This window comes from Streptomyces xanthophaeus, assembly GCF_000725805.1.
In the GTDB taxonomy this organism is placed as follows: domain Bacteria; phylum Actinomycetota; class Actinomycetes; order Streptomycetales; family Streptomycetaceae; genus Streptomyces; species Streptomyces xanthophaeus.
The window spans coordinates 22259-48529 of record NZ_KL647138.1 but is presented as its reverse complement, the minus strand read 5'-3'; the positions used below and the strand labels follow the sequence as shown (position 1 = coordinate 48529).

Genomic DNA, 26271 nt, shown 5'->3' with positions numbered 1-26271 from the left:
GGCGCCGCACCCGACCACCCACCGCAGCACGGCCCAAGCCAGCGCAGCACCACCGCAGAGCCCCGGCAACGGCGCCGCACCCGACCACCCACCGCAGCACGGCCCAAGCCAGCGCAGCACCACCGCAGAGCCCCGGCAACGGCGCCGCATCCGGCCGCCCACCGCGCAAGCCAGCGCAGCGCCACCGCCGGCCCGGCCCTCACTCCAGAACCCGGCCCGCCCCAATCCCACCCCCACTCCCCGCCTGGGGAAAGGCAACCTAAGATGACCTTTCGACGGGCCGCTCGGCCCGTCATCGCCGAGGACGGCGACATGGGAGGAAGCCCGGTGAGATTCCGGCGCGGTCCCGCCACTGTGAACCTTGCGGAGCGATCCGCCGGGTGAGTCAGGAACTCCCGCTGTCCTCACTGCCCGGGGCGCGGAAACCCCGAGGAAGGCCTGCCGCCGCATGATCCTGCTGCTGTCGACGTCCGACACCGATCTGCTCAGCGCCCGCGCCGCGGACGGCCCCGTGCCGTACCGGTTCGCGAACCCCTCCCGCCTTCCCCTGGACGACCTCCCCGGCCTGCTCGACGGCGTCGACCTGGTCGTCGTACGCCTCCTCGGCGGCCTGCGCGCCTGGCAGGACGGTCTCGACCTGCTCCTCGCGCCCGGGCAGACCCGCCCGGTCGTGGTCCTGACCGGCGAACAGGCCCCGGACGCCCAGCTGATGGAGGCCTCCACGGTCCCCATCGGCATCGCGGCCGAGGCCCACGGCTACCTCGCCCACGGCGGCCCCGCCAACCTGGACCAGCTGGCCCGGTTCCTCTCCGACACCGTGCTGCTCACCGGCCACGGCTTCGAGCCGCCCGCAGCCTCCCCCACCTGGGGCCCGCTGGAGCGCACCCCCGGGACCACCACGGGTCCCCGGGTCGCCGTGCTCTACTACCGCGCCCACCAGATGAGCGGCAACACCGCCTTCGTGCACACCCTGTGCGAGGCCATCGAGGCCCACGGGGCCCAGGCGCTGCCCCTGTACGTCTCCTCGCTGCGCACCCCGGAGCCGGAACTGCTGGCCGAGCTGGAGGGCGTCGACGCGGTCGTCACCACCGTGCTCGCGGCGGGCGGCACCAAGCCCGCCACCGCCTCGGCGGGCGGGGACGACGAGTCCTGGGACGCGGGCGCGCTCGCCTCCCTCGGCGTGCCCATCCTGCAGGCCCTGTGCCTGACCGGCTCGCGCAGCAACTGGGAGGAGAACGACGAGGGGCTGTCGCCGCTCGACGCCGCCACCCAGGTGGCCGTGCCGGAGTTCGACGGCCGTCTGATCACCGTCCCGTTCTCCTTCAAGGAGCTCGACGAGGACGGCCTCCCCGCCTACGTGGCCGACCCCGAGCGGGCCGCCCGGGTCGCGGGCATCGCCGTACGCCACGCCCGGCTGCGGCACATCGACCGCCGCGACAAGAAGGTCGCGCTGGTCCTGTCCGCGTACCCGACCAAGCACTCCCGCATCGGCAACGCGGTGGGCCTCGACACCCCGGCGAGCGCCGTGGAGCTGCTGCGCACGCTGATCGCGGGCGGGTACGACTTCGGTCCCGCCGACGGCATCCCGGGGCTGGTCTCCGGTGACGGCGACGAGCTGATCCGCGCCCTGATCGAGGCCGGCGGCCACGACCAGGACTGGCTGACCGAGGAGCAGCTGGCCCGCAACCCGGTCCGCATCCCGGCCGCCGACTACCGGCGCTGGTTCGCCGAGCTGCCCGCCGATCTGCGCGAGAGCGTGGAGGAGCACTGGGGCGAGGCCCCGGGCAACATGTTCGTCGACCGTTCGGCGAACCCCGAGGGCGACATCGTCCTGGCGGCCCTGCGCCGCGGGAACCTCCTCATCCTGATCCAGCCGCCGCGCGGCTTCGGCGAGAACCCGATCGCGATCTACCACGACCCGGACCTGCCGCCCTCGCACCACTACCTGGCGGCGTACCGGTGGATCCAGGCGCGCGCCGAGGACGGCGGTTTCGGCGCCGACGCGATGATCCACCTGGGCAAGCACGGGAACCTGGAGTGGCTGCCCGGCAAGAACGCGGGCCTGTCCGCGTCCTGCGCCCCGGACGCCGCCCTCGGTGACCTGCCGCTCATCTACCCGTTCCTGGTCAACGACCCGGGCGAGGGCACCCAGGCCAAGCGCCGGGTGCACGCCACCCTCGTCGACCACCTGGTGCCGCCGATGGCGCGCGCGGAGTCCTACGGGGACATCGCACGGCTGGAGCAGCACCTCGACGAGTACGCGCAGATCTCGGCGATGGACCCGGCGAAGCTGCCGGCGATCCGCGCGCAGATCTGGACCCTGATCCAGGCCGCGAAGCTGGACCACGACCTGGGGCTGGAGGAGCGCCCGGACGACGAGGGCTTCGACGACTTCCTGCTGCACGTCGACGGCTGGCTGTGCGAGGTCAAGGACGCCCAGATCCGCGACGGCCTGCACGTCCTGGGCGGCGCCCCGACCGGTACGGCCCGGGTCAACCTGGTCCTGGCGATCCTGCGGGCGCGCCAGATCTGGGGCGGTACGACGGCGCTGCCGGGCCTGCGCGAGGCGCTCGGCCTGGACGAGTCCGCGGCCACCCGCACCTCGGCGGACGCCGTCGAGGAGACGGCCCGCGCGCTGGTCCAGGCGATGGAGGACGCGGACTGGGCCCTGGACGCGGTGGCGGAGGTCGCGGCGGGACACCCGGCCCCGGTCGCGGACGTGCTGTCCTTCGCGGCCCGCGAGGTGGTGCCGCGGCTGGCGGGCACGGTGGACGAGATCGCCCACGTGGTCGCCGCCCTGGACGGCCGGTTCATCCCCGCGGGCCCCTCCGGCTCCCCGCTGCGCGGTCTGGTCAACGTGCTCCCCACGGGCCGCAACTTCTACTCGGTGGACCCGAAGGCAGTCCCCTCCCGCCTCGCGTGGGAGACGGGCCAGGCGCTCGCCGAGTCCCTCCTGACCCGCTACCGCACGGACAACGGCGAGTGGCCCGCGTCCGTCGGCCTGTCGCTCTGGGGCACGAGCGCGATGCGCACCTCGGGCGACGACGTGGCGGAGGCCATGTCGCTGCTGGGCGTCCGCCCGGTCTGGGACGAGGCCTCGCGCCGCGTGACGGGTCTGGAGCCGATCCCGCTGGCGGAGCTGGGCCGTCCGCGCATCGACGTGACCCTGCGCATCTCGGGCTTCTTCCGGGACGCGTTCCCGCACGTGATCGGCCTGCTGGACGACGCGGTGCGGCTCGCGGCCTCGCTGGACGAGCCGGCCGAGCAGAACTTCGTCCGGGCCCACGCCCAGGCGGACCTGGCCGAGCACGGTGACGAGCGGCGCGCGACGACCCGTATCTTCGGCTCTCGCCCGGGTACGTACGGGGCGGGCATCCTCCAGCTGATCGACAGCCGGGACTGGCGCACGGACGCGGACCTCGCGGAGGTGTACACGGTCTGGGGCGGGTACGCGTACGGCCGTGGCCTCGAAGGGCGTCCGGCCCGGGAGGAGATGGAGACGGCCTACAAGCGGATCACGGTCGCGGCGAAGAACACGGACACCCGCGAGCACGACATCGCGGACTCGGACGACTACTTCCAATACCACGGCGGCATGGTGGCCACGGTCCGCGCCCTGCGCGGCACGGCGCCGGAGGCGTACATCGGCGACTCCACCCGCCCCGAGACGGTCAAGACGCGCACCCTGGTGGAGGAGACCTCGCGCGTGTTCCGCGCCCGCGTGGTCAACCCCAAGTGGATCGAGGCCATGCGCCGTCACGGTTACAAGGGGGCCTTCGAGCTCGCCGCGACCGTGGACTACCTCTTCGGCTACGACGCCACGACGGGCGTGGTCGCGGACTGGATGTACGACAAGCTCACCGAGACGTACGTCCTGGACCCGGAGAACCGCGCCTTCCTGGAGGAGGCCAACCCCTGGGCCCTGCACGGCATCGCGGAACGCCTCCTGGAGGCCGAGTCCCGCGGCATGTGGGAGAAGCCGGACCCGCAGGTCCTCGAAGCCCTGCGCCAGGTGTACCTGGACACGGAGGGCAACCTCGAGGGCGAGAGCGACTGAACCGCTCACACTGGCGTGCATGTGCCACTACTGCGGCTGCCGCCAGATCCCGCTGATCAAGGAGTTCATCGCCGAGCACGAGACGGTGACGAACGCGGCCGGTGACGCCCTGCGCGCCCTGGACGCGGGCGACCTGCCGGGAGCCGCCGCCCTGGTCGCCACGATGGAGGCCGTCCTCCTCGCCCACTGGAAGGGTGAGGAGGACGGCCTTTTCGCCGTCATGGCCCCGGACCCCGAGTACGCGCAGTACATCGGGGCCCTGGTCGCCGAACACCACGAGCTGGCGGCCTTCCTCGCATCGGCGGACCTCGCGTCCCCGCAGGACGCGCAGACCTTCCGCGCCGCGGTGGCCGAGCTGCACCACCACATCGCGAAGGAGGAGGACGGCCTCTTCCCGGCCTCCCTCACGGCTCTGACGGGCGAGGACTGGGACCGTTCCATCGCCGCCTGGCGCGAGGCCCACCCGGGCCGGTCCCTGCGCCCCGCGGGCTGACGGCGCCCGGCCCGGCCGCGTACGGGGTCCCGGGCCCCCGCTCCTAGCCTCCGGCGGGGCGTCGCACCGCGGAACGGCCCCCGGGTCACCTGAAGCAGTGAACTCCCCCTTATCCCAGGGGCACCACGGGTAGGGCAGTGCTGATCTCGTGCGGGGGGCCGGGCCACCGGCTGCCCGCAACCATGGACGAAAGGCCCACCCAGCCGTGACGCAGCCGTTCCAACTGCCGGATTTCTACGTGCCCTATCCGGCGCGACTGAACCCCCACCTGGAGGGAGCCCGGGTCCACACCAGGCAATGGGCGCGCGACCTCGGGATGCTGGAAGGTTCCGGCGTCTGGGAGCAGAGGGACCTCGACTCCCACGACTACGCGCTGCTGTGCTCGTACACCCACCCGGACTGCGACAGCGACGCCCTGGACCTGGTCACCGACTGGTACGTGTGGGTGTTCTTCTTCGACGACCACTTCCTGGAGATGTACAAGCGCTCGCAGGACCGCGAGGGCGCCCGGGACTACCTGGAGCGGCTCGCCGCCTTCATGCCGATGGACCTGGCGGACGGGTTCCCGGAGGCCACCAACCCCGTGGAGGCCGGTCTCGCCGACCTGTGGACCCGTACCGTGCCCGCCATGTCCATGGACTGGCGGGAACGGTTCTCCGTGAGCACGAAGAACCTGCTCAACGAGTCCATGTGGGAACTGGCCAACATCAACATCGGGCGGATCGCGAACCCGCTCGAGTACATCGAGATGCGCCGCAAGGTGGGCGGCGCCCCCTGGTCGGCCGGTCTGATCGAGTACGTCTCCGCCGAGGTCCCGGCGCGGATCGCGCACTCCCGTCCGCTGGCCGTGCTGCGGGACGCCTTCTCCGATGCCGTGCACATCAGGAACGACATCTTCTCCTACCAGCGGGAGGTGGCCGACGAGGGCGAACTCTCCAACGCCATCCTGGTCCTGGAGACCTTCCTCGACTGCACCACCCAGGAGGCCGCCGAGACCTCCAACGACCTGCTGACCTCACGGCTCCAGCAGTTCGAGCACACCGCGCTCTCCGAGATCCCGCAGCTGATCGCCGACCACGCGCTGAACCCGGCCGAGGCCGCCGCGATCCTCGCCTACGCCAAGGGGCTCCAGGACTGGCAGTCCGGCGGTCACGAGTGGCACATGGTCTCCAGCCGCTACATGAACAAGGAGGCCCGGTCCACCACGGCGCTCACCCTGCCGTTCCTGCCGTCCGGGCTGGGGTCCGCGGCACTGGACGTCCGCTCGGTGTTCGCCCCCCGCGCGATGGAGATGCGCCGCCGCTCCTTCACCCACGTGCCGTTCCAGAGGACCGGCCCGTCGGTGATCCCCGACATCTACATGCCGTTCCGGCTGAGCCTCAGCCCGCACCACCAGCACGCCCTGGAGGAGTCCGTCGCCTGGGCCCGGCGGATGGGCCTGCTGGACGCCCAGCCCGGTGACCCGGCCTCGGCGATCTGGGACGAACAGCGGCTGCGCGGCTTCGACTTCGCGCTCTGCTCGGCCGGACTCGACCCGGACGCGACGCCGGAGCAGCTCGCCCTCAACGCGTGCTGGCTGACCTGGGGCACGTACGGGGACGACTACTACCCGGTGGCGTTCGCGCAGACGAGGAACCTCCCCGCCGCCAAGGCGGCCACCGCCCGGCTGATCACCATGATCCCGGTGGACCACGCCGAGCAGCCGGAACCCCTGACCGCGATGGAGCGGTCGCTGGGCGACCTGTGGGTGCGCACCACGACGGCGATGGCCGCCGACCACCGGGAGGAGTTCCGCACCTGCCTGGTCACCATGCTGGAGAGCTGGGTGTGGGAGGTGGACAACTGCATCGCCAACCGGATCCCGGACCCGGTGGACTACGCGGAGATGCGCCGGCACACCTTCGGCAGTGAACTCACCATGTACCTGTGCCGCCTGGGCCTGTCCGGCCGGGGCATCCCGCAGGAGATCTACGGCTCGGGGGTGATCCGCTCCCTGGAGAACGCGGCGATGGACACCGCCTGCCTGCTCAACGACATCTTCTCCTACCAGAAGGAGATCGAGGTCGAGGGCGAGGTGCACAACCACGTGCTCGTCACCCAGAACTTCTTCGACATCGGCTACCCCGAGGCGCTGCGCATCTGCCATGCGCTGATGACCCAGCGCACCGAGGAGTTCGAGCACATCGTGGCCACCCAGCTGCCGGTGCTCTACGACGACTGGAAGCTGGACGGTGAGGCCCGCGCCGGGCTCGACGCCTATGTGCGGGAGCTCCAGGACTGGCTGGCCGGCATCCTCAACTGGCACCAGAAGGTGCGCCGTTACCGTGAGGAGGACCTGCACCGGGCTCCGTCCGGGCCGGCCCTGGCGAGCTGGTCGCCGCAGTTCGGCATGGCCGCGGCCAAGATCCCCTACGCCGGCCGCACCATCTAGCGGCCCCCACGGCGCAGCGGCGCGGCAGTGGTCCCCGTCCGGACCGCTGCCGCGCCGCCCCCGTCCCTGCCTGCCTGCGCTCCTGCCCGCCTACGCCCCGATGAGCGGATCCTGCCGGCCGCGCCGGCGGCGGACGCTCCTGGCCACCGCGGCGGCCAGGAGCGCGCCGAGCAGGGGGGCGAGCAGCAGCGGGCCCAGCGTCCCGGTCAGTGCGCCCATGAGGATCAGGGGCAGGCCGGCCAGCAGGACGGCGGGTGCCGTGCGCAGCCGGGCCCAGGCCGGGCGTCCGGCCAGGATCAGCCCGGCGGCGGCCGGCAGGGCGAACTTGTTCATCATGGCCCCGACCCTCGTCCTGGCGGAGAAGGCCAGCCAGGACATCCTGCGCGACGCGCTCTAGTCGGCCCGGCGGACGACCTCGAAGACGTTCTTCTGCAGACCGTTGGCATAGGCCTCGTGCTCGACGAGCTTCAGCTTCTGGGTGTCCTTGTCCGTGGTGCTGAAGAGCCGCTTGCCCGCGCCGAGCAGCAGCGGGAAGACGATCAGGTGGTAGCGGTCGATCAGGCCCGCGTCCGAGAGGGCCTGGTTGAGGGTGGCGCTGCCGTGGACGATGATCGGGCCGCCCTCGGTCTCCTTCAGCGCCGCGACCTCGTCGAGCGAGCGCAGGACAGTCGTCTCGCCCCAGTTCGACACCAGGCCGTCCTCTCCGAGGGTGGTGGAGACGACGTACTTCGGCATCGCGTTGTAGTCGGCGAAGTCCTCCATGCCGGGCCACACCGGGCTGAACGCCTCGTAGCTGGTCCGGCCCATCAGCATCGCGGCGGCTTCCTTCTGTTCCCGGCCCTTGATCTCGAAGGCCTCGGGGAGGAACTCGACGTCCTTGAAGGTCCACCCGGAGTTCCGGTAGCCGGGCTCGCCGCCCGGGGCCTCCACGACTCCGTCGAGCGAGATGAAGGCGGTGCTGATCAGGGTGCGCATGTCGGTTTCCTCGGTGTCTCGTGTCCGGTTCTCGGCGGGTGCGGCCGGTGCGGGCCGCTACCACCCTCGTGGCTGCGGTGCACCGACCATGAACTATGACTGCGGATCACGAGGAAACTCATCGGTCATCGCCGTACAACACCCGCCCGACCCCGGACTCACCTCACCGGGAGCCCGCGCCGGTCCAGGTGGACGGGACGTGGCCGAGGCGGACGCGCTGGGGATGGTCGCCGACCGGGACGGAGACGCGCGCCGTGCCGGTGGCGAAGTCGATGGCCGTGACCCGGTCGGCGCCGCTCTCGGAGATCACGCAGGCCGTCCCGTCGCCGTTCACCGTGGCCCAGTACGGCTTGGCCGCGGGCACCAGGGGCCCCTCGGCGAGGGTGGCGCGGTCCACGACGGTGGCGTAGTCGTCCATGGTGCCGGCGATGCAGAGCTTGGTGCCGTCCGGGCTCATGGACATGCCGTGGTGGCGGGAGTCGTTGACCCAGGTGGTGCGGTCGGTGCTGGTGGCCGGGTTCACGGGGAGGGTCTTGAGGCGGGTGATCCGGTCGGTGGCGACGTCGTACTCCAGGAAGCCGTTGAAGAACGACACCTGGAAGTAGAGCTTGGACTCGTCGGGGCTGAAGGACACCGGCCGGACGGCGTCGGAGAGGTCCGGGCGGCCGAAGGCGTCCAGCCGCTCGCGCATGTCGATCACCCGGACCGTGCGGAAGGTCCGCGCGTCGACCACGGTGATCTTGCGGTCGCCCTTCGTCCAGTCCAGCCAGGGCGCGTCGAGGGCGGTGTTCACCTCGCCGATCGAGCTGTTCCACAGGTACGCGCCGTCACGGCTGAAGGTGTTCTCGTGCGGCTTGTCGCCGGTCTTGAACGAGCCGAGCTGGCGGCCGTCGGCGATGTCCAGGACGTGCACGGTGTTGGCCGTGGAGGCCGAGACCGCCACCCGCTTCCCGTCCGGCGAGACCGCCATGTGGTCGGAGCGGTAACCGGCTACCGGGAAGCGCCAGTTGATCCGGCCGGAGGCCAGGTCGATCGATACCACGTCGGCGAAGCTGGGGCGGGAGACGACCACCGCGGAGCCGTCCGGGGTGGTGTACATGTCGTCCACGAACTGGTCGTGGCCCTCGCCCGCGGATTCCCGGATGCCCAGGAAGTAGGCGAGCTTGACCGGGTTCAGGTGGATCTCCCACAGGCGCTCCGCCTTGTCGGGGATCACGTCGATCCGGCCGATCCGGGCGAGGTCGCCGGTCGAGGCGAGGACGTCGGCGGTCCCCTCCCAGTTGTTCCCGACGAACAGCACCTCGCGCAGACCGTCGTCGCCGGGTGCAGCGACGGCCGGGCCGACGGCGGTCAGCAGGGTGGCCGCGGCGAGCGCGGCCAGGGTGCGCAGGGTGCGTGACATCCGTTCAACTCCGTTACGGGGAAGGGATGGAGAGGGTGCCTCCTGTTACCGGCCGGTAAAATAGGCGCAACGCCGAAAGGGCGCAACCCCCACGGGTCACGCCCTCGTCTCACGGCCCGCCGTCAGCGGGTGCCGGTGCCGCTCTTCAAGCGACCGATCCGATCCGGCTGACCACCGTCTTCGAGACGTCGGGGTGGATCGGGATGTGCGCGCCGGTGAGGGCCGCGCCGGTGCCGCCGCGCCGGTTGGCCACGATCTCGGCGGCGATGGACAGGGCGGTCTCCTCCGGGGAGCGGGCACCGAGGTCCAGGCCGATCGGGGAGCGCAGACGGGCCAGCTCCAGCTCGCTCACGCCGACCTCGCGGAGCCGCTTGTTGCGGTCCTCGTGGGTGCGCCGGGAGCCCATGGCGCCGACGTAGGCGACGGGGAGCCTGAGGGCCAGTTCGAGGAGGGGGACGTCGAACTTGGCGTCGTGGGTGAGCACGCACAGCACGGTCCGGCCGTCGACCTCGGTGGTCTCCAGGTAGCGGTGCGGCCAGTCGACGACGATCTCGTCCGCCTCGGGGAAACGGTTCTTCGTCGCGAACACGGGCCGGGCGTCGCAGACCGTCACCCGGTAGCCGAGGAACTTGCCGATCCGCACCAGCGCGGACGCGAAGTCGATGGCACCGAAGACGATCATCCGCGGGGGCGGGACGCTGGATTCGACCAGGACCTTGAGCGGCTCCCCGCAGAGCCGGCCGTCCGCGCCGATCTCCAGTACGCCGGTCTTCCCCGCGTCCAGCATGGCGCGGGCCTCTTCGGCGATGGTGCGGTCCAGCTCGGGGTGTCCGCCGAAGCCGCCCTCGTGGGCGCCTTCCGTACGGACCAGCACCGCGCGGCCCATCAGCTCGGCCGGGCCTTCGGCTATCCGGGCGACGGCCGCCGCCTCGCCGCGGGAGGCCGCAGCCAGGGCGCCCGCGAACACCTCGCGGACGGGAGAGCCGACCGGCACCGGGGTGACGAGGATGTCGATGATCCCGCCGCAGGTCAGGCCCACGGCGAAGGCATCGTCGTCGCTGTAGCCGAAGCGCTCCTGGACGGTCTCGCCGTCCTCCAGCGCCTGCTGGCACAGCTCGTACACCGCACCCTCCACGCATCCACCGGAGACCGAGCCGATGGCGGTTCCCTCGCTGTCGACGGCGAGGGCCGCTCCGGGCTGCCTGGGTGCGCTCCCGCCGACCGCCACGACCGTGGCGACGGCGAAGTCACGTCCCTGCTCGACCCACCGGTTCAGTTCTTCGGCGATGTCCAGCATGGGGGCCTCCTCGGAGGGGTTCGGTTTCCAGTATCTGATACGTGGAGGGTGCGGTACTGCGTACGGATCAGGTCCGGCCGGGTCAGTGGACCCCGAGCCAGCCCTCGATCGGGTTGAGGGCGAAGAACACCACGAAGATGACGGTCAGGGCCCACATGAAGGCCCCGATCTCGCGGGCCTTGCCCTGCGCGACCTTGATGGCCACGTAGGAGATGACACCCGCGGCCACACCGGCGGTGATCTGGTAGGTGAACGGCATGATCACGACGGTCAGGAAGACCGGGATCGCGGTCGCGCTGTCGGACCAGTCCACGTGGCGGGCGTTCTGCATCATCATCGCGCCGATGACGACCAGGGCCGCGGAGGCGACCTCACCCGGGACCACCTGGGTGATCGGGGTGAAGAAGAGGCAGGCCGCGAAGAAGAGGCCGGTGACGACGGAGGCGAGACCTGTGCGGGCACCCTCACCGACGCCGGTGGCGGACTCGACGAACACGGTCTGGCCGGAGCCGCCCGCGACACCACCGATGGCGCCACCGGCGCCGTCGATGAAGAGCGCCTTGGACAGGCCCGGCATGCGGCCCTTGTCGTCGGCGAGCTTGGCCTCGGTGCCGACGCCGATGATGGTGGCCATCGCGTCGAAGAAGCCGGCGAGGACCAGGGTGAAGACGATCATGCCGATCGTCATCGCGCTGACGTCGCCCCAGCCGCCGAAGGAGACATCACCGAAGAGCGAGAAGTCGGGCATCGAGACCGCGGAGCCCGAGAGCTCCGGCGGGCCGTTCTTCCACGCCTTGGGGTCGATGTCGACGATGGCGTTCAGGATCGCCGCGAGGACGGTGCCGCCGACGATGCCGATCAGGATCGCGCCGGGGACCTTGCGGGCCTGGAGCATGAAGATGGCGAGCAGGGTGATGCAGAAGAGCAGGACGGGCCAGCCCGCGAGCTCACCGACGGCACCCAGCTGGACGGGGGGACCGAATTCCGGTCCCTTGCCCACGAAGCCGGCCTTCACGAGGCCGATGAGGGCCACGAAGAGACCGATGCCCATGGTGATGGCGTGCTTGAGCGCGAGGGGGATCGCGTTCATGATCATCTCTCGGAGGCCGGTGACGACCAGGAGACAGATCACGACGCCGTACATCACGCACATGCCCATGGCCTGCGGCCAGGTCATCTGGGGGGCGACCTGCGAGGCGAGCACACCCGAGACGGAGAGACCGGCGGCGAGTGCCAGCGGGACCTTGCCGACGAAGCCCATCAGGAGCGTGGTCAGGGCCGCGGCGAAGGCCGTGGCCGTGATGAGGGCCGCGGGGGCCATCGTGTTTCCGGCGACGTCCTTGCCGGAGAGGATCAGCGGGTTGAGCAGGAGGATGTACGCCATGGCCATGAAGGTCGTGATACCGCCACGAACTTCGTTGCCGACGTTGGATCCTCTGTGGGTTATGTGAAAGTACCGGTCGAGCCAAGAACGGCCCGCGGGGGTACGAGAGCCGTCGCCGGCCTCTTCCGCGGTGGTCTTGGGCTCCACAGACGACTGGGTCATGGTGCCTAACTCCCAAGGTTCAAAGGGGCACCCGCTTGGGGATTGGAGACTGCGGGATTTGGGATGGTGCGTTTGGCTGCACGACCCGGGGTGACGGCCCGAGGCGACGCGAGATGTGCACTGCGTGTACTGCGGGTACTGCGGGGGTTACCGCTTGGTACTCAATGGCGGGGGGGGTTTGTGCAGGGGTACTGCCGGATGAAGCGGACCGCGAGCGGTGCGGTACTTCGTACTCCGGGCGGTGCGCAGTGAAGTGTGACGTTCCCATGTCGCACCGCCCGGAGAGTCTGAGGGGGTCCGGGGGCCTCGCGGCCCCCGGACCACGCCGTCCTAGAGGGTCCCGGTGAGGGCTTCCGGACGGATCGGCGTCTTGTTGAGCTCCAGACCGGTCGCCTGCCGGATCGCCGCGAGGACGGCCGGGGTGGACGAGAGGGTCGGGGCCTCGCCCATGCCGCGCAGGCCGTAGGGGGCCTTCGGGTCGGCGAGCTCCAGGACGTCGACCGGGATGGTCGGGGTGTCCAGGATGGTCGGGATCAGGTAGTCCGTGAAGGAGGGGTTGCGCACCTTCGCGGTCTTCGGGTCCACGATGATCTCTTCCATGATCGCGACGCCGAGGCCCTGGGTGGTACCACCCTGGATCTGGCCGACGACGGAGAGCATGTTGAGCGCCTTGCCGACGTCCTGGGCGGTCGCCAGCTCCACGACCTTGACCAGGCCGAGCTCGGTGTCCACCTCGACGACCGCGCGGTGCGCGGCGAAGGTGTACTGGACGTGGCCGTTGCCCTGGCCGGTGACCAGGTCGAACGGGACGGTCGGGTGGTGACGGTACTCGAGCTCGAGGTCGATCGCGTCCTCGCCCTCCAGGATGTCCGCCAGGTCCGCGAGGACCTCGCCGCCGTCGGTGACGACCTTGCCGCCTTCGAGCAGCAGCTCGGCGGTCGCCCACGCGGGGTGGTACGAGCCGTTCTTGCGGCGGCCGATCTCCAGGACGGCCTCGCGCACGGCCTCACAGGTGTTCTTCACGGCGCCACCGGTCATGTACGTCTGCCGCGAGGCGGACGTGGAACCGGCGGAGCCGACCTGCGTGTCGGCCGGGTGGATGGTCACCTGCGTGACGCCCAGCTCGGTACGGGCGATCTGCGCGTGGACGGTGATGCCGCCCTGGCCGACCTCCGCCATGGCCGTGTGGACCATCGCGACGGCCTCGCCGTTGATGACCGACAGCACCACGCGGGCGGTGGAGTAGTCGTCGAAGCCCTCGGAGAAGCCGACGTTCTTGATGCCGACCGCGTAGCCGACGCCACGGACGACGCCTTCACCGTGGGTGGTGTTGGACAGACCACCGGGCAGCGCGCGGACGTCCGCACCCTCGCCGGCGCTCTCCCACTGGCGCTCCGGCGGCAGCGGGCGGGCCTTGACCCGGCGCAGCAGCTCGGCGACCGGCGCCGGGGCGTCCACGACCTGGCCGGTCGGCATGACCGTGCCCATCTCCATGGCGTTCAGCTGACGGAACTCGACCGGGTCCATGCCCAACTTCGCCGCGAGCTTGTCCATCTGGGCCTCGTAGGCGAAGCAGGCCTGGACGGCGCCGAAGCCGCGCATCGCGCCGCAGGGCGGGTTGTTCGTGTAGAGCGCGATCGCCTCGATGTCGACGTCCTCAAGGACGTACGGACCCACCGAGAGGGAGGAGGCGTTGCCCACGACCGCCGGGGAAGCGGACGCGTAGGCGCCGCCGTCCAGGACGATCTTGCACTTCATGTGCGTGAGCTTGCCGTCCTTGGTGGCGCCGTGCTCGTAGTAGAGCTTCGCCGGGTGACGGTGCACGTGGCCGAAGAAGGACTCGAACCGGTTGTAGACGATCTTGACCGGCTTGTTCGTGGCCAGGGCCAGGAGGCAGGCGTGGATCTGCATCGAGATGTCCTCGCGGCCACCGAAGGCACCGCCGACGCCCGAGAGCGTCATGCGGACCTTCTCCGGCGGCAGGCCGAGGACGGGGGCGATCTGCTGGAGGTCCGAGTGCAGCCACTGGGTGGCGACGTAGAGCTCGACGCCGCCGTCCTCGGACGGCACGGCCAGACCGGACTCCGGGCCGAGGAAGGCCTGGTCCTGCATGCCGAAGGTGTACTCGCCCTCGACGATGACGTCGGCGCGCTTGCGGGCCTCTTCCACGTTGCCGCGGATGATCGGCTGGCGGTGCACGATGTTCGGGTGCGGGACGTGACCGATGTGGTGGTCGTCGCGGCCCTCGTGGATCAGCGGCGCGTCCGCGGCGAGGGCGGAGGCCTCGTCCGTGACGAGCGGCAGCTCACGGTAGTCGATCTTGATCTTGGCAGCCGCGCGGCGGGCGGTCTCCGGGTGGTCGGCGGCCACGAGGGCGACCGGCTCACCGTGGTGACGTACCCGGCCGTTGGCGAGAACCGGGGTGTCCTGGATCTCCAGGCCGTAGTTCTTCATCTCGGCCGGCAGGTCGTCGTACGTCAGCACCGAGTACACGCCGGGCATGGCGAGCGCCTCGGAGATGTCGATGGAGACGATCTCGGCGTGGGCGACGGTGGACCGCAGGGTCTGGCCCCACAGCATGTCCTCGTGCCACATGTCCGAGGAGTACGCGAACTCACCGGTCACCTTGAGGGTGCCGTCGGGGCGCAGCGTGGACTCGCCGATGCCGCCCTTGTTGTGCTTCTGCGTGACGTTGGTCGGCGTACCGGCCGGAACCGTGCGCGTGTTCTGAGCCATGGTCAGACCGCCTCTCCCTGACGGGCGGCCGCGAGGCGGACCGCGTCGAGGATCTTCTCGTAGCCCGTGCAGCGGCAGAGGTTGCCGGACAGGGCCTCACGGATGTCCTGGTCGGACGGGGAGGAGTTCTCCTCCAGCAGCGCGTCGGCCTGGACCAGGAGGCCCGGGGTGCAGAAACCGCACTGGACGGCGCCGGCGTCGATGAACGCCTGCTGGATGTTGGAGAGCTCGACGCCCTCGCCGGTCTGCGAGTCGCCCGGCTTGGCCTGCCACTGCTTGGCCGCGTCCAGGGAGACGCCGCCCTTGCTGCCGCAGCCGCCGCCGGTGCCGCAGGCACCGCCGTGGCCGTGCTCGTCGCGCTGCTTGGCGAACTCCGCCAGGCCCTCGACGGTCACGACGTCGCGGCCCTCGACCTGACCGGCGGCCACCAGACAGGAACAGACCGGCACGCCGTCGAGACGGACGGTGCAGGAACCGCACTCGCCCTGCTCACATGCGTTCTTCGAACCCGGCAGGCCCAGGCGCTCACGCAGGACGTAGAGAAGGGACTCGCCCTCCCACACGTCGTCGGCTTCCTGCTGACGACCGTTGACAGTGAAATTGACGCGCATGGTTACGCAGCCCCTTCAAGCGAGCGGCCGTTGCCGGTACCGCGGTACTGCTCCCACGTCCAGACCAGCTGGCGGCGAGCCATGATGCCGACCGCGTGACGGCGGTACTTCGCCGTGCCGCGGACGTCGTCGATCGGGTTGGCCGCGCCGGAGGCGAGGTCACCGAACTGCTTGGCGATCGACGGGGTGATGACCTTGCCGGACTCCCAGAAGCCGCCCTCTTCGAGAGCGGCGTTCAGGAACTCCTCCGCGGCCTTCGCCCGGATCGGGGTCGGCGCGGCCGAACCGATTCCGGTACGGACGGTGCGGGTCTCCGGGTGCAGCGCCAGGCCGAACGCGCAGACCGCGATGACCATCGCGTTGCGGGAGCCGACCTTGGAGTACTGCTGGGGACCGTCCGCCTTCTTGATGTGGACGGTCTTGATGAGCTCGTCGGCGGCGAGCGCGTTGCGCTTGACGCCGGTGTAGAACTCGTCGATCGGGATCAGGCGCGAGCCGCGTACGGACTCGACCTCGACCTCGGCGCCCGCGGCGAGCAGCGCGGGGTGGGAGTCACCGGCCGGCGAGGCGCAACCGAGGTTGCCGCCGACGCCGCCGCGGTTACGGATCTGCGGGGACGCGACCGTGTGCGAGGCGAGCGCGAGACCCGGGAGTTCCGTCCGCAGGTTTTCCATGATCTGCGTGTACGGGACGGAGGCGCCCAGACGGACCACGTCCTCGCCGACCTCCCACTCCCGCAGCAGACCGATGCGGTTCAGGTCCAGGAGGTACTCCGGCCGACGGTGGTCGAAGTTGATCTCGACCATCACATCGGTGCCACCCGCAATCGGCACAGCTGTGGGGAACTCGGCCTTAGCGGCGAGCGCCTCCTCCCAGCTGGCGGGGCGAAGGAAGTCCATGTACGGCTCTCTTCTTCTTCATCGGGTCGTTCACTTCAAGCCAGGAGGCCTAAGGACCCTCGACTGGTCGTTCACGTGCTGTTAACGCGGTGTGGACTCAGTACACCGGCCGCCTATCCCCCGGGTGCAGTCACCGAAACCATGAAGGAGTTGGCTGGCGGCCTCCCATGTCTTGTAGATTCGTATGAAAGGCAGGATGCGACGACCTGCCCGATTTCCAACGGCAACATTCGAGACAGATCGGCGGCGACATCATGCGGCTGCGCGCACTGCTGGAAACCGAGGCGCTGGGGCTGCGGCTGCTCGGCGGCGAGGAAGAACTCGACCGGACGGTCCGCGGGGTCATGACGACCGACCTGCGCGATCCCAGCCGGTACCTGTCCGGGGGCGAACTCGTCCTCACTGGCCTGGCCTGGCGTAGAAATTCAGCCGACTCCGAGCCATTCGTACGAATCCTCGCGAGCGCGGGCGTGGCGGGGCTGGCCGCGGGCGAGGCGGAGCTGGGAGCCATCCCGGACGATCTCGTCTCGGCCTGTGTGCGCAACCGGCTGCCGCTGTTCGCTGTGAACGAAGACGTTGCATTCGCCACGATCACCGAGTACGTGGTGCGCCAGGTGTCCGGTGAGCGGGCAGGCGATCTCGCTGCCGTCGTGGACCGGCACCGCCGTCTGATGACCTCGGGTCCGGCTGGTGGCGGTCCCGATGTGGTGCTGGATCTGCTCACCACCGACCTCGATCTCCGGGCCTGGGTGCTGTCGCCCACGGGCCGGCAGATCGCCGGTGCGGGCGAGCCGCTGGCGCCGGGCGTGTGTGCGGCCCTGGCGAGCGAGCACCTTGCGGCGGTCCGGACGGGCCGCAGGGGCCCGCACCGGATCTCCATCCAGGGTATTACCTACTCCCTGTTCCCGATCAGGGGACACGGCCGTGGCGCGGCCGGCGCGGTCACCCGTGACGTGCGCGAGACGGTGCTCTCGGACTGGCTGCTGGCCGTCGAGGCGGACGCGGGCGACTGGCCCGCCGAGCGCCTGGACCTGCTCCAGGGCGTCACCCAGCTGATCGCGGTGGAACGCGACCGGCGGGACGCCGCCCGTACGGTGCGCCGGCGCCTCGCACAGGAGGTGCTGGAACTGGTCCAGACGGGTGCACCGCCCGCCGAGATCGCCGCGCGCCTGCGGGTGGCCGCCCCGGTGCTGCTGCCCGGGCTGGGCGCCGCACCGCACTGGCAGGTCGTCGTGGCCCGGGTCGACTGGGACAACGGGGACATCCCCGGCGGCCCGGTGGCCCAGTCGCTGCTGGAGGAGATCCTCGTCGACCCGTCCGTGTCCGGGCCCGAGCCCTCCGACCGGATCGCGGTGGCCCATGCGGGTGACGAGGCCATCGCCCTGGTCCCGCTGCCCTCGCTCCCCGGTGAGGCCGGGGAGGACAAGGGGCCGGACGCCGCCCTGCACGCCGACGTGCTGCTGGCGTCCGTACGGGACCCCCTGTCGGCGGGCCTCGCCGACGACGGCCGCCTCACGCTGGGCGTCAGCGCGGCCGTGCACTCGGCCGAGGGGCTGCGCGGGGCCCTGGAGGAGGCCCGGCACGCCCGCCGGGTCGCCGCGGCCCGCCCGGGCCGGGTCTGCGCCGCGGGCCACCACGAGCTGGCCTCGCACGTGCTGCTGCTGCCCTTCGTGCCGGACGACGTGCGGCGCGCCTTCACGGCCCGGCTGCTGGACCCGCTGCGGGACTACGACCGGCGCCACCGTGCGGAGCTGATCCCGACCCTGGAGGCCTTCCTGGACTGCGACGGCTCCTGGACCCGCTGCGCGACCCGGCTGCACCTGCACGTCAACACGCTGCGTTACCGCGTCGGGCGAATCGAGCAGTTGACGTCCAGGGACCTGTCCCGGCTGGAGGACAAGCTCGACTTCTTCCTCGCACTGCGGATGAGCTGAGGAGATCCGCCCCACGGCCGGCCGCACCGGGCCGGGGGGCGGCTGATGATCCGTCCGGACTTTGTGAAAGAGTTCACCCGACCCCTTGGCCGGAGCCGCCGATCCGTGCTCTCATTTCGCCCCAGGGCCCAACGATGTGCGGCTTGATTGCTTTGGGGAGGGCAATGTGGCGGACACCGCCATGTCCGGTGCCGGATCTACCGGGGGAGAAGACCCCCTCCAGCGGGCGATATGGCGACTGCGTTCGCGTGGCTGTTGGACCGACGCCGCGGCGCTGCTGACGCCACACGTCGGCAATGCCGGAGCGGCCGTGCAGCGCACCGCGCTGCTGGTCGAGCGGTGCCTGTTCACCGGGCAGGGCTGGTCCGAGGCCGAGGACGCGCTGCGGACCGCGGAGGCCGTGGCCCAGGACGACGACGACCGCGGAGCCGCCGCCTGCGAGCGGGGCCATCTGGCGTACGCGGCCACCGTGCTCGGCGTACGCGACCGGGCCGACGAGGCCCGCTCGGCGCTGGGCCGGGCGGCGGCCCTGCTGTCCCCCGGATCCCGGACCCGGCCGCTGCTGGACTTCCGCCGGGGCCTGGTCGCCGAGCACCTGGCGGACGCCCCCCAGTCGGCGCTCCCGGCGTACCGCCGGGCCCACGCGGGCGCGGTGGCCCACGGGGACACCCTGCTGCTGTCCTTCACCTGGCGTCACCTGGCCGCGCTGGCCCTGCGGGACGGCGAGGTGGCCGAGGCCCGCAACGGCTTCGCGGAGTCCCTGCGGATCCGGGAGGAGCTCGGTTTCCTGGTCGGCACGGCCCCGGCCCTGGCCGCGCTGGCGGAGGCCGAACCGGAACCGGAGGCCGCCCGGCTGCGCGCGGAGGCCCGCCGGCTGTTCCACCTGCTGGGCGGCATCCCGACCTGGCTGGCGGACCAGCTCCAGCCCCCCGCCCCCTCGCCTGCGGCCTAGTTCGCGGCCTCGTGGCGGCGCCGCCGCCGCGAGGCCGGTCCGGTCAGCTCAGGTCAGGTCAGGTCACGCCGCGGAACCCGCGAAATGGGCGCGGACGAGGGACTCGACCACCGGGAGGTCGCGCGCGATCAGCGCCTCCAGCAAGGCCGTGTGCTGCGCCGCGTCGGCGACGAGATCGGCCCGGCGCACCCGCGGGGCGCCCGGCAGGGGCCACTGCGCCCGCCGGTGCAGTTCCTCCGCCACCTGGACCAGCTGGCCGTTGCCGGCCAGGGCGAGGACCTCGCGGTGGAAGGCCCGGTCCGCCTCGGCGTAGCCCGGCAGGTCGCCCGCCGCAGCCGCCTCCACGGTGGCTTCGGCCGCGGGCCGCAGGCCCTCCCAGGTCTCCTCGGGCACGGCGGCGGCCAGCCGAAGCATGGCGGGGACCTCCAGCATGGCCCGCACCTCGGCCAGCTCGGCCGCCTCGCGGGGGGTCCTGGACACGACGCGGAAGCCGCGGTTGGGCAGGCACTCCACCGCCCCTTCCACGGCCAGCTGCTGCATCGCCTCGCGCACGGGGGTCGCGGAGACCCCGAAGCGCTCGCCCAGCGCGGGGCCGGAGTGGATCTCGCCCGGCGCGAGCTCGCCCTCCAGCAGCGCCGCGCGCAGGGCGTCGAGGATCTGCCCGCGCACCGAATGGCGCAACACCTTCCGCCTTTGTTCCGGCACCAGGGCTCGGGCCGTGTCGTGCACGCGGTGCTCCTTGCGGGTACGGGTCGTACGGGTCTCGGGCTGCCCCGAGGATACGGCCTTGCGGCCATCGGGTAAGGTAAGGCTAACCTGTTAACGATCGCACGATTCGGTGGTCCTTCCATGGCCGTCACACTCGTACCTCCTGTCCAGGACGTCCTCTCCGCACCGGCCGGCTCTCCGGTGACGGAGGCGTACGCCCGCCTGACCGGGGCCTACGCAGGGTTGCGGGTCATCGAGCGGGACGCGTACGGACCGGCCCCTCGCGGTGTGGGGTGGGTCGGCGCGGACGAGCTCGCCGAGGGAGGTCCAGCCCTCGACGCCTTCCTCGCCTGGGACAACGCCCAGGTGCTGAAGGACTACGGGGTGCAGGCGCGGCCCGATGTGATCGCGAGCTTCGGCATGCACCGGTACACGTGGCCGGCCTGCCTGCTGATCACGGTCCCGTGGCTGCTGCTGCGGCGGGTCCCCCGGCTCCCCGTCACCCAGGTGGCGTACCACCGGACCCTCGGCCGGATGTCGGTGCGCGTGGAGGAGTTCGCCTGCCTCCCGGACGACCCGGCGGCCCTCCTCCCCGGGGCCCGGGTCGTACCGGACGAGGAAGCGCTGCGCGAGGAGGTGCGGGTCGCGGTGGCCCATCACCTCACGCCGGTGCTGAAAGGTTTCTCCCCGCGGATGCGGCGCGGCCGCCGCGCCCTGTGGGGCATGGTGACCGACGACGTCGTCGAGGGCCTCTGGTACATCGGGCAGCTGCTCGGCGAGGAGCAGCGGGTCAGGGCGGAGCTGGCGGAACTGCTGCCCGGGTCCACGGCCCCGTTCACCGGGGGCGCGGGGTTCCGTACGCTCACGGGTCCGGGTGGCGGCGAACTGCCCACCCGGGACCGGGCCAGCTGCTGCTTCTTCTACACGATCCGCCCGGACGACGCCTGCGGCACCTGCCCCCGGACCTGCGACGCGGAGCGCGTCGCCCGGCTCACGGCGGCCACCACCACCTGAACCCACCCGCAGGGGTGAGCGGAATCGAACGCAACTCACTTCATACGGGCGCCAGTTCGAGCGACAACACCCTATCCGGCGGGCCCCGCCCCCCGATGGCGTCCACTTGACCCGAAACCCGCGTGCACGGCGGACCGGCTGCGCCACTATGGCGCCCGGAAAGCCGCATACGCGAGGCAAGGGACATCCGCATGAGACTGACCGACATATCGCTGGACTGGCTGCTGCCCGGCAGCCTGCTGATCCTGGGCGTACTTGCGGCAGTTGCGGTGCTGGCCCGCGGACGGCGCGACAGCGACAAGGCCGCGGCCGAGGACAGCTGGGAGCGCAGCGAGGAACGGCGGCGCCGCAAGGAGGCCGTCTACGGGACCGCTTCGTACGTCCTGCTCTTCTGCTGCGCGGCGGTCGCCGCCGCGCTCTCCTTCCACGGGCTCGTGGGCTTCGGCCGGCAGAACCTGAACCTCTCCGGAGGCTGGGAGTACCTGGTCCCCTTCGGTCTCGACGGCGCCGCCATGTTCTGCTCGGTGCTCGCCGTCCGCGAGGCCAGCCACGGCGACGCGGCCCTCGGCTCGCGCATGCTGGTCTGGCTGTTCGCGGGCGCGGCCGCCTGGTTCAACTGGGTGCACGCGCCCCGGGGACTCGGCCACGACGGAGCGCCCCAGTTCTTCGCCGGCATGTCCCTCTCCGCAGCCGTCCTCTTCGACCGGGCCCTCAAGCAGACCCGCCGGGCGGCGCTGCGCGAACAGGGCCTGATCCCGCGGCCGTTGCCGCAGATCCGGATGGTCCGCTGGCTGCGGGCTCCCCGGGAGACCTTCGGCGCGTGGTCGCTCATGCTGCTGGAGGGCGTACGCACCCTCGACGAGGCCGTGGACGAGGTGCGCGAGGACAAGAAGGAGAAGGAGCAGGACCGGCACCGCAGGCGGGAGCAACACCGCCTGGACCGAGCCCACATCAGAGCACTGGGCCGGCAGAACCGGGCCTTCGGGCGGGCACGCGCCCGCGAGGGCGACATGCCGGGGCTGACCCCCGGAACGGGCTCCGCGCCGGTCGGCGCGGAGCCGGCCATAGCGGAACCGGGACTACTGCCACCCCTGCGCCGCCGGCCCTCCCTGCAGGCCGTGAATGGAACCGAATCCGCTGACCTCACGATCAGCGGCCCCCGGACGGTGGACCTCACCGCCGAGGACGACACCCAGACCATCCCCCGACTCGACTCCCTGGAGCGCAAACTGAAGGACCTGGAGCAGCAGTTCGGCTGACTCCGCCCGGGCCCGCCGCCTCAGGCGGGCCCTCCGTCCAGTTCGAACCACACCACTTTCCCGCTCCCCGGGGCCAGGGCGTCCACGCCCCAGGCGTCGGCGAGCTCCTGGACCAGGACCAGTCCCCGGCCGTGCGTACCGTCGTCGGCGGTCGGTACGTACGGCCGGGGCCGGCGGGCGGCGTAGTCCCGGACCTCCACCCGCAGCCGGGTGGAACACAGGCTCGCGGTCACCTCCGCACCCCGGTCGGTGTGCACGAGGGCGTTGGTGACCAGTTCGGTGATCAGCAGTTCCGCCACCTCGGCGGTGTCCGGCTCACACCGGTGGCGCAGCAACTCCCGCAAGGCTCTGCGGACTTCACTCACCGCCCGGAGATCCGCCCGGCGCACGCTGCGGGTGATCCCCCGCGCGTCCGCCACCGCCCCGCCCTCACCCGTGGACGGTTCTCGTGGTACGGGCCTGCCTCTCTTCCACAGCTTCCCGGTATTCGCCCCCACCCGCACGGCGATGTCCTCCCCCGTGTCATTGCGCTCGAACAGCTCTACGGGATGCATGCCCCCCGAGCCGGTCCGCACTCCTTCGGGCTCAGGGGCGGGGCACGTTGCGCAGGTTGGATCGCGCCATCTGGATCATGCGGCCCACACCCCCGTCCAGCACGATCTTGCTGGCGGAAAGTGCGAAACCGGTCACCATTTCGGCACTGATCCTCGGCGGGATCGACAGGGCGTTGGGGTCGGTCACCACGTCCACGAGAGCGGGTCCCTTGTGCCGGAACGCGTCCTTCAGAGCCCCTGTGAGCTGCTTGGGCTTCTCCACGCGGACCCCGTAGGCACCCGCCGCCCGGGCGATCGCGGCGAAGTCGGGGTTCTTGTTCGTCGTTCCGTACGAAGGGAGGCCGGAAACCAGCATCTCCAACTCGACCATCCCCAAGGAGGAGTTGTTGAAGAGGACCACTTTGACGGGCAGGTCGTACTGCACCAGGGTGAGGAAATCTCCCATCAGCATCGAGAACCCGCCGTCACCCGACATCGACACCACTTGACGGCTCCGGTCGGTGAACTGCGCCCCGATGGCCTGCGGGAGGGCATTGGCCATGGAGCCGTGACTGAAGGAGCCGATGATGCGGCGTTTGCCGTTCGGGGAAAGATAGCGCGCCGCCCACACGTTGCACATGCCGGTGTCGACGGTGAACACGGCGTCCTCGTCGGCCAGTTCGTCGAGGACGGCGGCCACGTACTCGGGGTGGATGGGCGTGTGCTTCTCGACCTTGCGCGTGTACGCCTTCACCACCCCCTCCAGGGCGTCCGCGTGCTTCTTCAGCATCCGGTCCAGGAAGCGCCGGTCCGGCTTGGCCTTCACCCGGGAGTTCAGGGCGCGCAGGGTCTCCCGTACGTCACCCCAGACCGCCAGGTCCAACTTGGAGCGGCGTCCCAGGTGTTCGGGGCGGATGTCCACCTGGACGATCTTCACGTCGTCGGGGAGGAAGGCGTTGTAGGGGAAGTCGGTGCCGAGGAGGATCAGCAGGTCGCACTCGTGGGTGGCCTCGTAGGCGGCGCCGTAGCCGAGCAGGCCGCTCATCCCGACGTCGTACGGGTTGTCGTACTGGATCCATTCCTTCCCGCGCAGGGCGTGCCCGACGGGCGCCTTGACCCGGCCCGCGAACTCCATCACCTCGGCGTGCGCCCCGGCCGTGCCGCTGCCGCAGAAGAGCGTGACCTTGTCCGCCTCGTCGACGAGGCGGACCAGTTTCTCGATCTCGCCCTCGCCGGGGCGCACCGAGGGCCGGGCGGTGACGAGCGCGTGCTCGACCGTCTTCTCCGGCGCGGGCTCGGCGGCGATGTCCCCCGGCAGGGCCACCACGCCGACACCGCTGCGGCCGACGGCGTGCTGGATGGCGCTCTGGAGCACGCGCGGCATCTGCCGGGGGTTGGAGATCAGCTCGCTGTAGTGGCTGCACTCGGTGAACAGCCGGTCGGGGTGGGTCTCCTGGAAGTAGCCCAGGCCGATCTCCGAGGAGGGGATGTGGGAGGCGAGCGCGAGGACCGGGGCCATCGAGCGGTGGGCGTCGTACAGACCGTTGATCAGGTGCAGGTTCCCGGGACCGCAGGAGCCGGCGCAGGCCGCGAGGCGGCCGGTGATCTGGGCCTCGGCACCGGCCGCGAAGGCCGCCGTCTCCTCGTGGCGGACCTGGATCCACTCGATGTCACCCGTCCGCCGGATCGCGTCCACCACCGGGTTGAGGCTGTCACCGACCACTCCGTACATCCTGCGCACGCCCGCGCGCACGAGGATGTCGACGAACTGCTCCGCCACGTTCTGCTTGGCCATGAGGGGTGCGCCCTTCCCGGTCTCCGGTCCGGTCGGCTCCGGTCCGGTCCTCCCGTTGCGTGTGCCTCCCATCCAGCCACGTATGCGCCGGTTACGCCTCCCAGACCGCGGCGGCGGTGCGGTCGTCGGCGTACCCCTTGAGGCGGAGCTGGGTGTCCGCGAGGAAGGCCGCGAGGCCCGGCGGCTCCGGCTCGGACCAGCGGGCCGCGAGCTCCTCGGGCAGGCTCGCCTCCTCCCGCATCGGCTCGGCCAGGCCTCCGGAGCACAGCAGCAGGGTGTCCCCGGGCTCGGCCACCGAGGCACGGAACCGGAAGTCGGCGCCGGACGGCTCGGACGGCTCGCCTGAGGGCTCCTGCGCCGGTTCCAGGTCCTGCCACCGGCCCGCCCGCAGCCGGAACAGGCCGCCCGCGCCCGCGCCGAAGGAGACCCGGGTCCGGCACTGGGCGTCCACCGGGAGCAGCAGCCCGCGCAGCCCCGCGGTGTACGCGTCCTCCGCGAGCCCGAGTTCGGCGGCGCGGGCCCGCAGCCGCCCGTAGCCCCGGTCGGTGAGCCGCTGGAGGCCGGAGCGCAGGGCGTCGCGCCGTCCGGCCCGGATGTCCTCGGACAGCCGTTCCTGGCTGCGCCCGACGGCTCCGGCGACCGTGCGGCACAGCTCGGCCGCGGCCTCGGCGGCCCCCGGGGCGGCGCGGTCCCCGCCGGCCAGCACGACGAGGACCAGGGCCTCGTCGCCGCCGCCGAAGCGGGCGGTGAGCAGGAAGTCCCGGCGGGCCTCGCCGCGGAAGCGGGCGGAGTCACCGCGCAGCGAGGCGGCGCGCAGGGAGTAGCTGCCGTAGCGGGCCCCCTCCAGGACGGTGTCGGGGGTCAGCGCGTGGAGGTCGGCCGGGTCGGCGGGCGGCAGCGCGCCCGGCTCGGCGGCGTAGGTGGGGGCGCGGTCGCCGAGGTGCTGCACCTCGGGGCGGGCGGGGGCCGGGGCGGGGGCCGCGGGCACGGAGGCGGGCGGTGCGGGCGGCGGCGGGACGGGCTCCCGCGGGGTGTCCTCGCGCGGCACGTCCCAGCGCCAGGCGGGCGGCTGCGCCGGGGGCACGGGCGGTACGTCCACTCCCCCGAGCGCGTACCCGGTCACCCCGCCCTCCCGCGGATCCCGCGGCGGCGGCAACACCCCCTGCGGGACGGCCCCGGCCCGGGTCTGTGCGACCGGGGGCGGGACAGCCGGCTGCGGAGGCACGGGCGGCACGGACCCCTGGTGCGGGGCGGTCGCAGGCGATGCTCCCCCGGCCCCGGGCGGCGGGGGCGGCACAGCCGCCTGCGGGGGCGCGGGCGGGACAGTCGGCGGAGGCGCGGCTGCCGGCGGCGGCACGGCCCCCTGGTGCGGGGCCGCTGCCGGGAAGGGTGAAGGCGGCACGGCCGAGGCCGGGGGCTGCTCAGACGGGACGGCCGCCGAAGGCGTGGCAGCCCGCGGCAGCGGCCCCGGCCGCCGGTGCGGCTCCGTTCCCGGCGCGGGCTCATGCCCCGCGGCCCCGGCCCGGGGCTGCGCGGCCGGGGGCGGGACATCCGGCCGCGCAGGCGCGGGCGGGACGGCCGGTGGGTGTGCGGCTGCCTGCGGCGGCGGCGCGGCCCCCTGGTGCGGGG

At 71.8% G+C, this 26271-nt stretch carries 19 protein-coding genes and 1 riboswitch; of the genes, 7 read left to right on the top strand and 12 right to left on the bottom strand.

Translation table 11 applies throughout. The annotated features are described in order from the left end of the window. Positions 1-295: 295 nt before the first annotated feature. Positions 296-395: riboswitch (cobalamin riboswitch) on the top strand. Between the two features lie 53 nt (positions 396-448). The 3 genes from cobN to IO30_RS0139585 all read left to right on the top strand — a co-directional run bounded on the left by cobN (position 449) and on the right by IO30_RS0139585 (position 6981). Next, positions 449-4057 (top strand): cobaltochelatase subunit CobN, encoded by a 3609-nt coding sequence (cobN, locus tag IO30_RS0139595; RefSeq protein WP_031151511.1) that lies wholly within the window; start codon positions 449-451, stop codon positions 4055-4057. A 19-nt stretch (positions 4058-4076) separates the two neighbouring features. Continuing rightward, a complete protein-coding gene (locus tag IO30_RS0139590) occupies positions 4077-4550 on the top strand; it encodes a hemerythrin domain-containing protein (protein ID WP_031151509.1) in 474 nt (157 codons plus the stop codon). A gap of 205 nt (positions 4551-4755) precedes the next feature. Beyond that, complete coding sequence (locus IO30_RS0139585; protein ID WP_031151508.1) at positions 4756-6981, top strand: terpene synthase family protein; 2226 nt, start codon at positions 4756-4758, stop codon at positions 6979-6981. Between the two features lie 90 nt (positions 6982-7071). Here the strand turns inward: IO30_RS0139585 and IO30_RS0139580 are convergent, their stop codons facing one another. The 8 genes from IO30_RS0139580 to IO30_RS0139545 all read right to left on the bottom strand — a co-directional run bounded on the left by IO30_RS0139580 (position 7072) and on the right by IO30_RS0139545 (position 16447). Then, entirely contained in the window at positions 7072-7317 is a 246-nt protein-coding gene (locus IO30_RS0139580) for a hypothetical protein (protein ID WP_031151506.1), read from the bottom strand. Positions 7318-7374: 57 nt separating this feature from the next. After that, entirely contained in the window at positions 7375-7956 is a 582-nt protein-coding gene (locus IO30_RS0139575; RefSeq protein WP_031151505.1) for a dihydrofolate reductase family protein, read from the bottom strand. A gap of 163 nt (positions 7957-8119) precedes the next feature. After that, positions 8120-9358, bottom strand: coding sequence for a YncE family protein (locus IO30_RS0139570; protein ID WP_031151503.1), 1239 nt, complete (start codon positions 9356-9358; stop codon positions 8120-8122). Between the two features lie 145 nt (positions 9359-9503). Beyond that, positions 9504-10655, bottom strand: coding sequence for an XdhC family protein (locus tag IO30_RS0139565; RefSeq protein ID WP_031151501.1), 1152 nt, complete (start codon positions 10653-10655; stop codon positions 9504-9506). Between the two features lie 82 nt (positions 10656-10737). Continuing rightward, the gene (locus IO30_RS0139560; RefSeq protein WP_031151499.1) at positions 10738-12201 is read right to left on the bottom strand and encodes an NCS2 family permease; all 1464 of its coding nucleotides are present in this window, start codon (positions 12199-12201) and stop codon (positions 10738-10740) included. Positions 12202-12531: 330 nt separating this feature from the next. Beyond that, positions 12532-14937 (bottom strand): xanthine dehydrogenase family protein molybdopterin-binding subunit, encoded by a 2406-nt coding sequence (locus IO30_RS0139555; protein WP_031151498.1) that lies wholly within the window; start codon positions 14935-14937, stop codon positions 12532-12534. Between the two features lie 2 nt (positions 14938-14939). After that, positions 14940-15548, bottom strand: coding sequence for a (2Fe-2S)-binding protein (locus IO30_RS0139550; RefSeq protein WP_031151496.1), 609 nt, complete (start codon positions 15546-15548; stop codon positions 14940-14942). Positions 15549-15550: 2 nt separating this feature from the next. Further along, the gene (locus IO30_RS0139545) at positions 15551-16447 is read right to left on the bottom strand and encodes an FAD binding domain-containing protein (RefSeq protein WP_031151493.1); all 897 of its coding nucleotides are present in this window, start codon (positions 16445-16447) and stop codon (positions 15551-15553) included. A 254-nt stretch (positions 16448-16701) separates the two neighbouring features. Here IO30_RS0139545 and IO30_RS0139540 point away from each other — a divergent pair, with 254 nt between their 5' ends. Both IO30_RS0139540 and IO30_RS0139535 read left to right on the top strand, forming a co-directional pair. Then, entirely contained in the window at positions 16702-18381 is a 1680-nt protein-coding gene (locus IO30_RS0139540; protein ID WP_031151492.1) for a PucR family transcriptional regulator, read from the top strand. Between the two features lie 166 nt (positions 18382-18547). Then, positions 18548-19333, top strand: a complete 786-nt coding sequence (locus IO30_RS0139535; RefSeq protein ID WP_037896536.1) for a hypothetical protein — start codon at positions 18548-18550, stop codon at positions 19331-19333. A gap of 63 nt (positions 19334-19396) precedes the next feature. Here the strand turns inward: IO30_RS0139535 and IO30_RS0139530 are convergent, their stop codons facing one another. Next, positions 19397-20062 (bottom strand): GntR family transcriptional regulator, encoded by a 666-nt coding sequence (locus tag IO30_RS0139530; RefSeq protein WP_031151488.1) that lies wholly within the window; start codon positions 20060-20062, stop codon positions 19397-19399. 120 nt (positions 20063-20182) lie between these two features. On the opposite strand from IO30_RS0139530, the gene IO30_RS0139525 reads away from it, so the two are divergent. Further along, on the top strand, positions 20183-21055 hold the full coding sequence (locus IO30_RS0139525) for a (2Fe-2S)-binding protein (RefSeq protein WP_031151486.1): 873 nt from the start codon (positions 20183-20185) through the stop codon (positions 21053-21055). A 191-nt stretch (positions 21056-21246) separates the two neighbouring features. Continuing rightward, complete coding sequence (locus tag IO30_RS0139520; RefSeq protein ID WP_031151484.1) at positions 21247-22314, top strand: DUF2637 domain-containing protein; 1068 nt, start codon at positions 21247-21249, stop codon at positions 22312-22314. Between the two features lie 20 nt (positions 22315-22334). Here the strand turns inward: IO30_RS0139520 and IO30_RS0139515 are convergent, their stop codons facing one another. From IO30_RS0139515 to IO30_RS47970, 3 genes are all read right to left on the bottom strand, one after another. Continuing rightward, positions 22335-22868 carry an ATP-binding protein gene (locus tag IO30_RS0139515; protein WP_078904167.1) on the bottom strand — a complete coding sequence of 178 codons (534 nt, stop codon included), beginning with the start codon at positions 22866-22868 and terminating at the stop codon, positions 22335-22337. 31 nt (positions 22869-22899) lie between these two features. Next, positions 22900-24642 carry a pyruvate dehydrogenase gene (locus IO30_RS0139510; protein ID WP_031151481.1) on the bottom strand — a complete coding sequence of 581 codons (1743 nt, stop codon included), beginning with the start codon at positions 24640-24642 and terminating at the stop codon, positions 22900-22902. 91 nt (positions 24643-24733) lie between these two features. Continuing rightward, complete coding sequence (locus IO30_RS47970) at positions 24734-25765, bottom strand: protein phosphatase 2C domain-containing protein (RefSeq protein WP_063768503.1); 1032 nt, start codon at positions 25763-25765, stop codon at positions 24734-24736. Between the last annotated feature and the right edge of the window lie 506 nt (positions 25766-26271).

Excerpts from the sequence above, each read along its gene's own strand:
- cobN (WP_031151511.1), top strand. The coding sequence starts at position 449 with ATGATCCTGCTGCTGTCGACGTCCGACACCGATCTGCTCAGCGCCCGC.
- IO30_RS0139590 (WP_031151509.1), top strand. The coding sequence starts at position 4,077 with ATGTGCCACTACTGCGGCTGCCGCCAGATCCCGCTGATCAAGGAGTTC.
- IO30_RS0139580 (WP_031151506.1), bottom strand. The coding sequence starts at position 7,317 with ATGATGAACAAGTTCGCCCTGCCGGCCGCCGCCGGGCTGATCCTGGCC.
- IO30_RS0139575 (WP_031151505.1), bottom strand. The coding sequence starts at position 7,956 with ATGCGCACCCTGATCAGCACCGCCTTCATCTCGCTCGACGGAGTCGTG.
- IO30_RS0139570 (WP_031151503.1), bottom strand. The coding sequence starts at position 9,358 with ATGTCACGCACCCTGCGCACCCTGGCCGCGCTCGCCGCGGCCACCCTG.
- IO30_RS0139565 (WP_031151501.1), bottom strand. The coding sequence starts at position 10,655 with ATGCTGGACATCGCCGAAGAACTGAACCGGTGGGTCGAGCAGGGACGT.
- IO30_RS0139560 (WP_031151499.1), bottom strand. The coding sequence starts at position 12,201 with ATGACCCAGTCGTCTGTGGAGCCCAAGACCACCGCGGAAGAGGCCGGC.
- IO30_RS0139555 (WP_031151498.1), bottom strand. The coding sequence starts at position 14,937 with ATGGCTCAGAACACGCGCACGGTTCCGGCCGGTACGCCGACCAACGTC.
- IO30_RS0139550 (WP_031151496.1), bottom strand. The coding sequence starts at position 15,548 with ATGCGCGTCAATTTCACTGTCAACGGTCGTCAGCAGGAAGCCGACGAC.
- IO30_RS0139545 (WP_031151493.1), bottom strand. The coding sequence starts at position 16,447 with ATGGACTTCCTTCGCCCCGCCAGCTGGGAGGAGGCGCTCGCCGCTAAG.
- IO30_RS0139540 (WP_031151492.1), top strand. The coding sequence starts at position 16,702 with ATGCGGCTGCGCGCACTGCTGGAAACCGAGGCGCTGGGGCTGCGGCTG.
- IO30_RS0139525 (WP_031151486.1), top strand. The coding sequence starts at position 20,183 with ATGGCCGTCACACTCGTACCTCCTGTCCAGGACGTCCTCTCCGCACCG.
- IO30_RS0139520 (WP_031151484.1), top strand. The coding sequence starts at position 21,247 with ATGAGACTGACCGACATATCGCTGGACTGGCTGCTGCCCGGCAGCCTG.
- IO30_RS0139515 (WP_078904167.1), bottom strand. The coding sequence starts at position 22,868 with ATGCATCCCGTAGAGCTGTTCGAGCGCAATGACACGGGGGAGGACATC.
- IO30_RS0139510 (WP_031151481.1), bottom strand. The coding sequence starts at position 24,642 with ATGGCCAAGCAGAACGTGGCGGAGCAGTTCGTCGACATCCTCGTGCGC.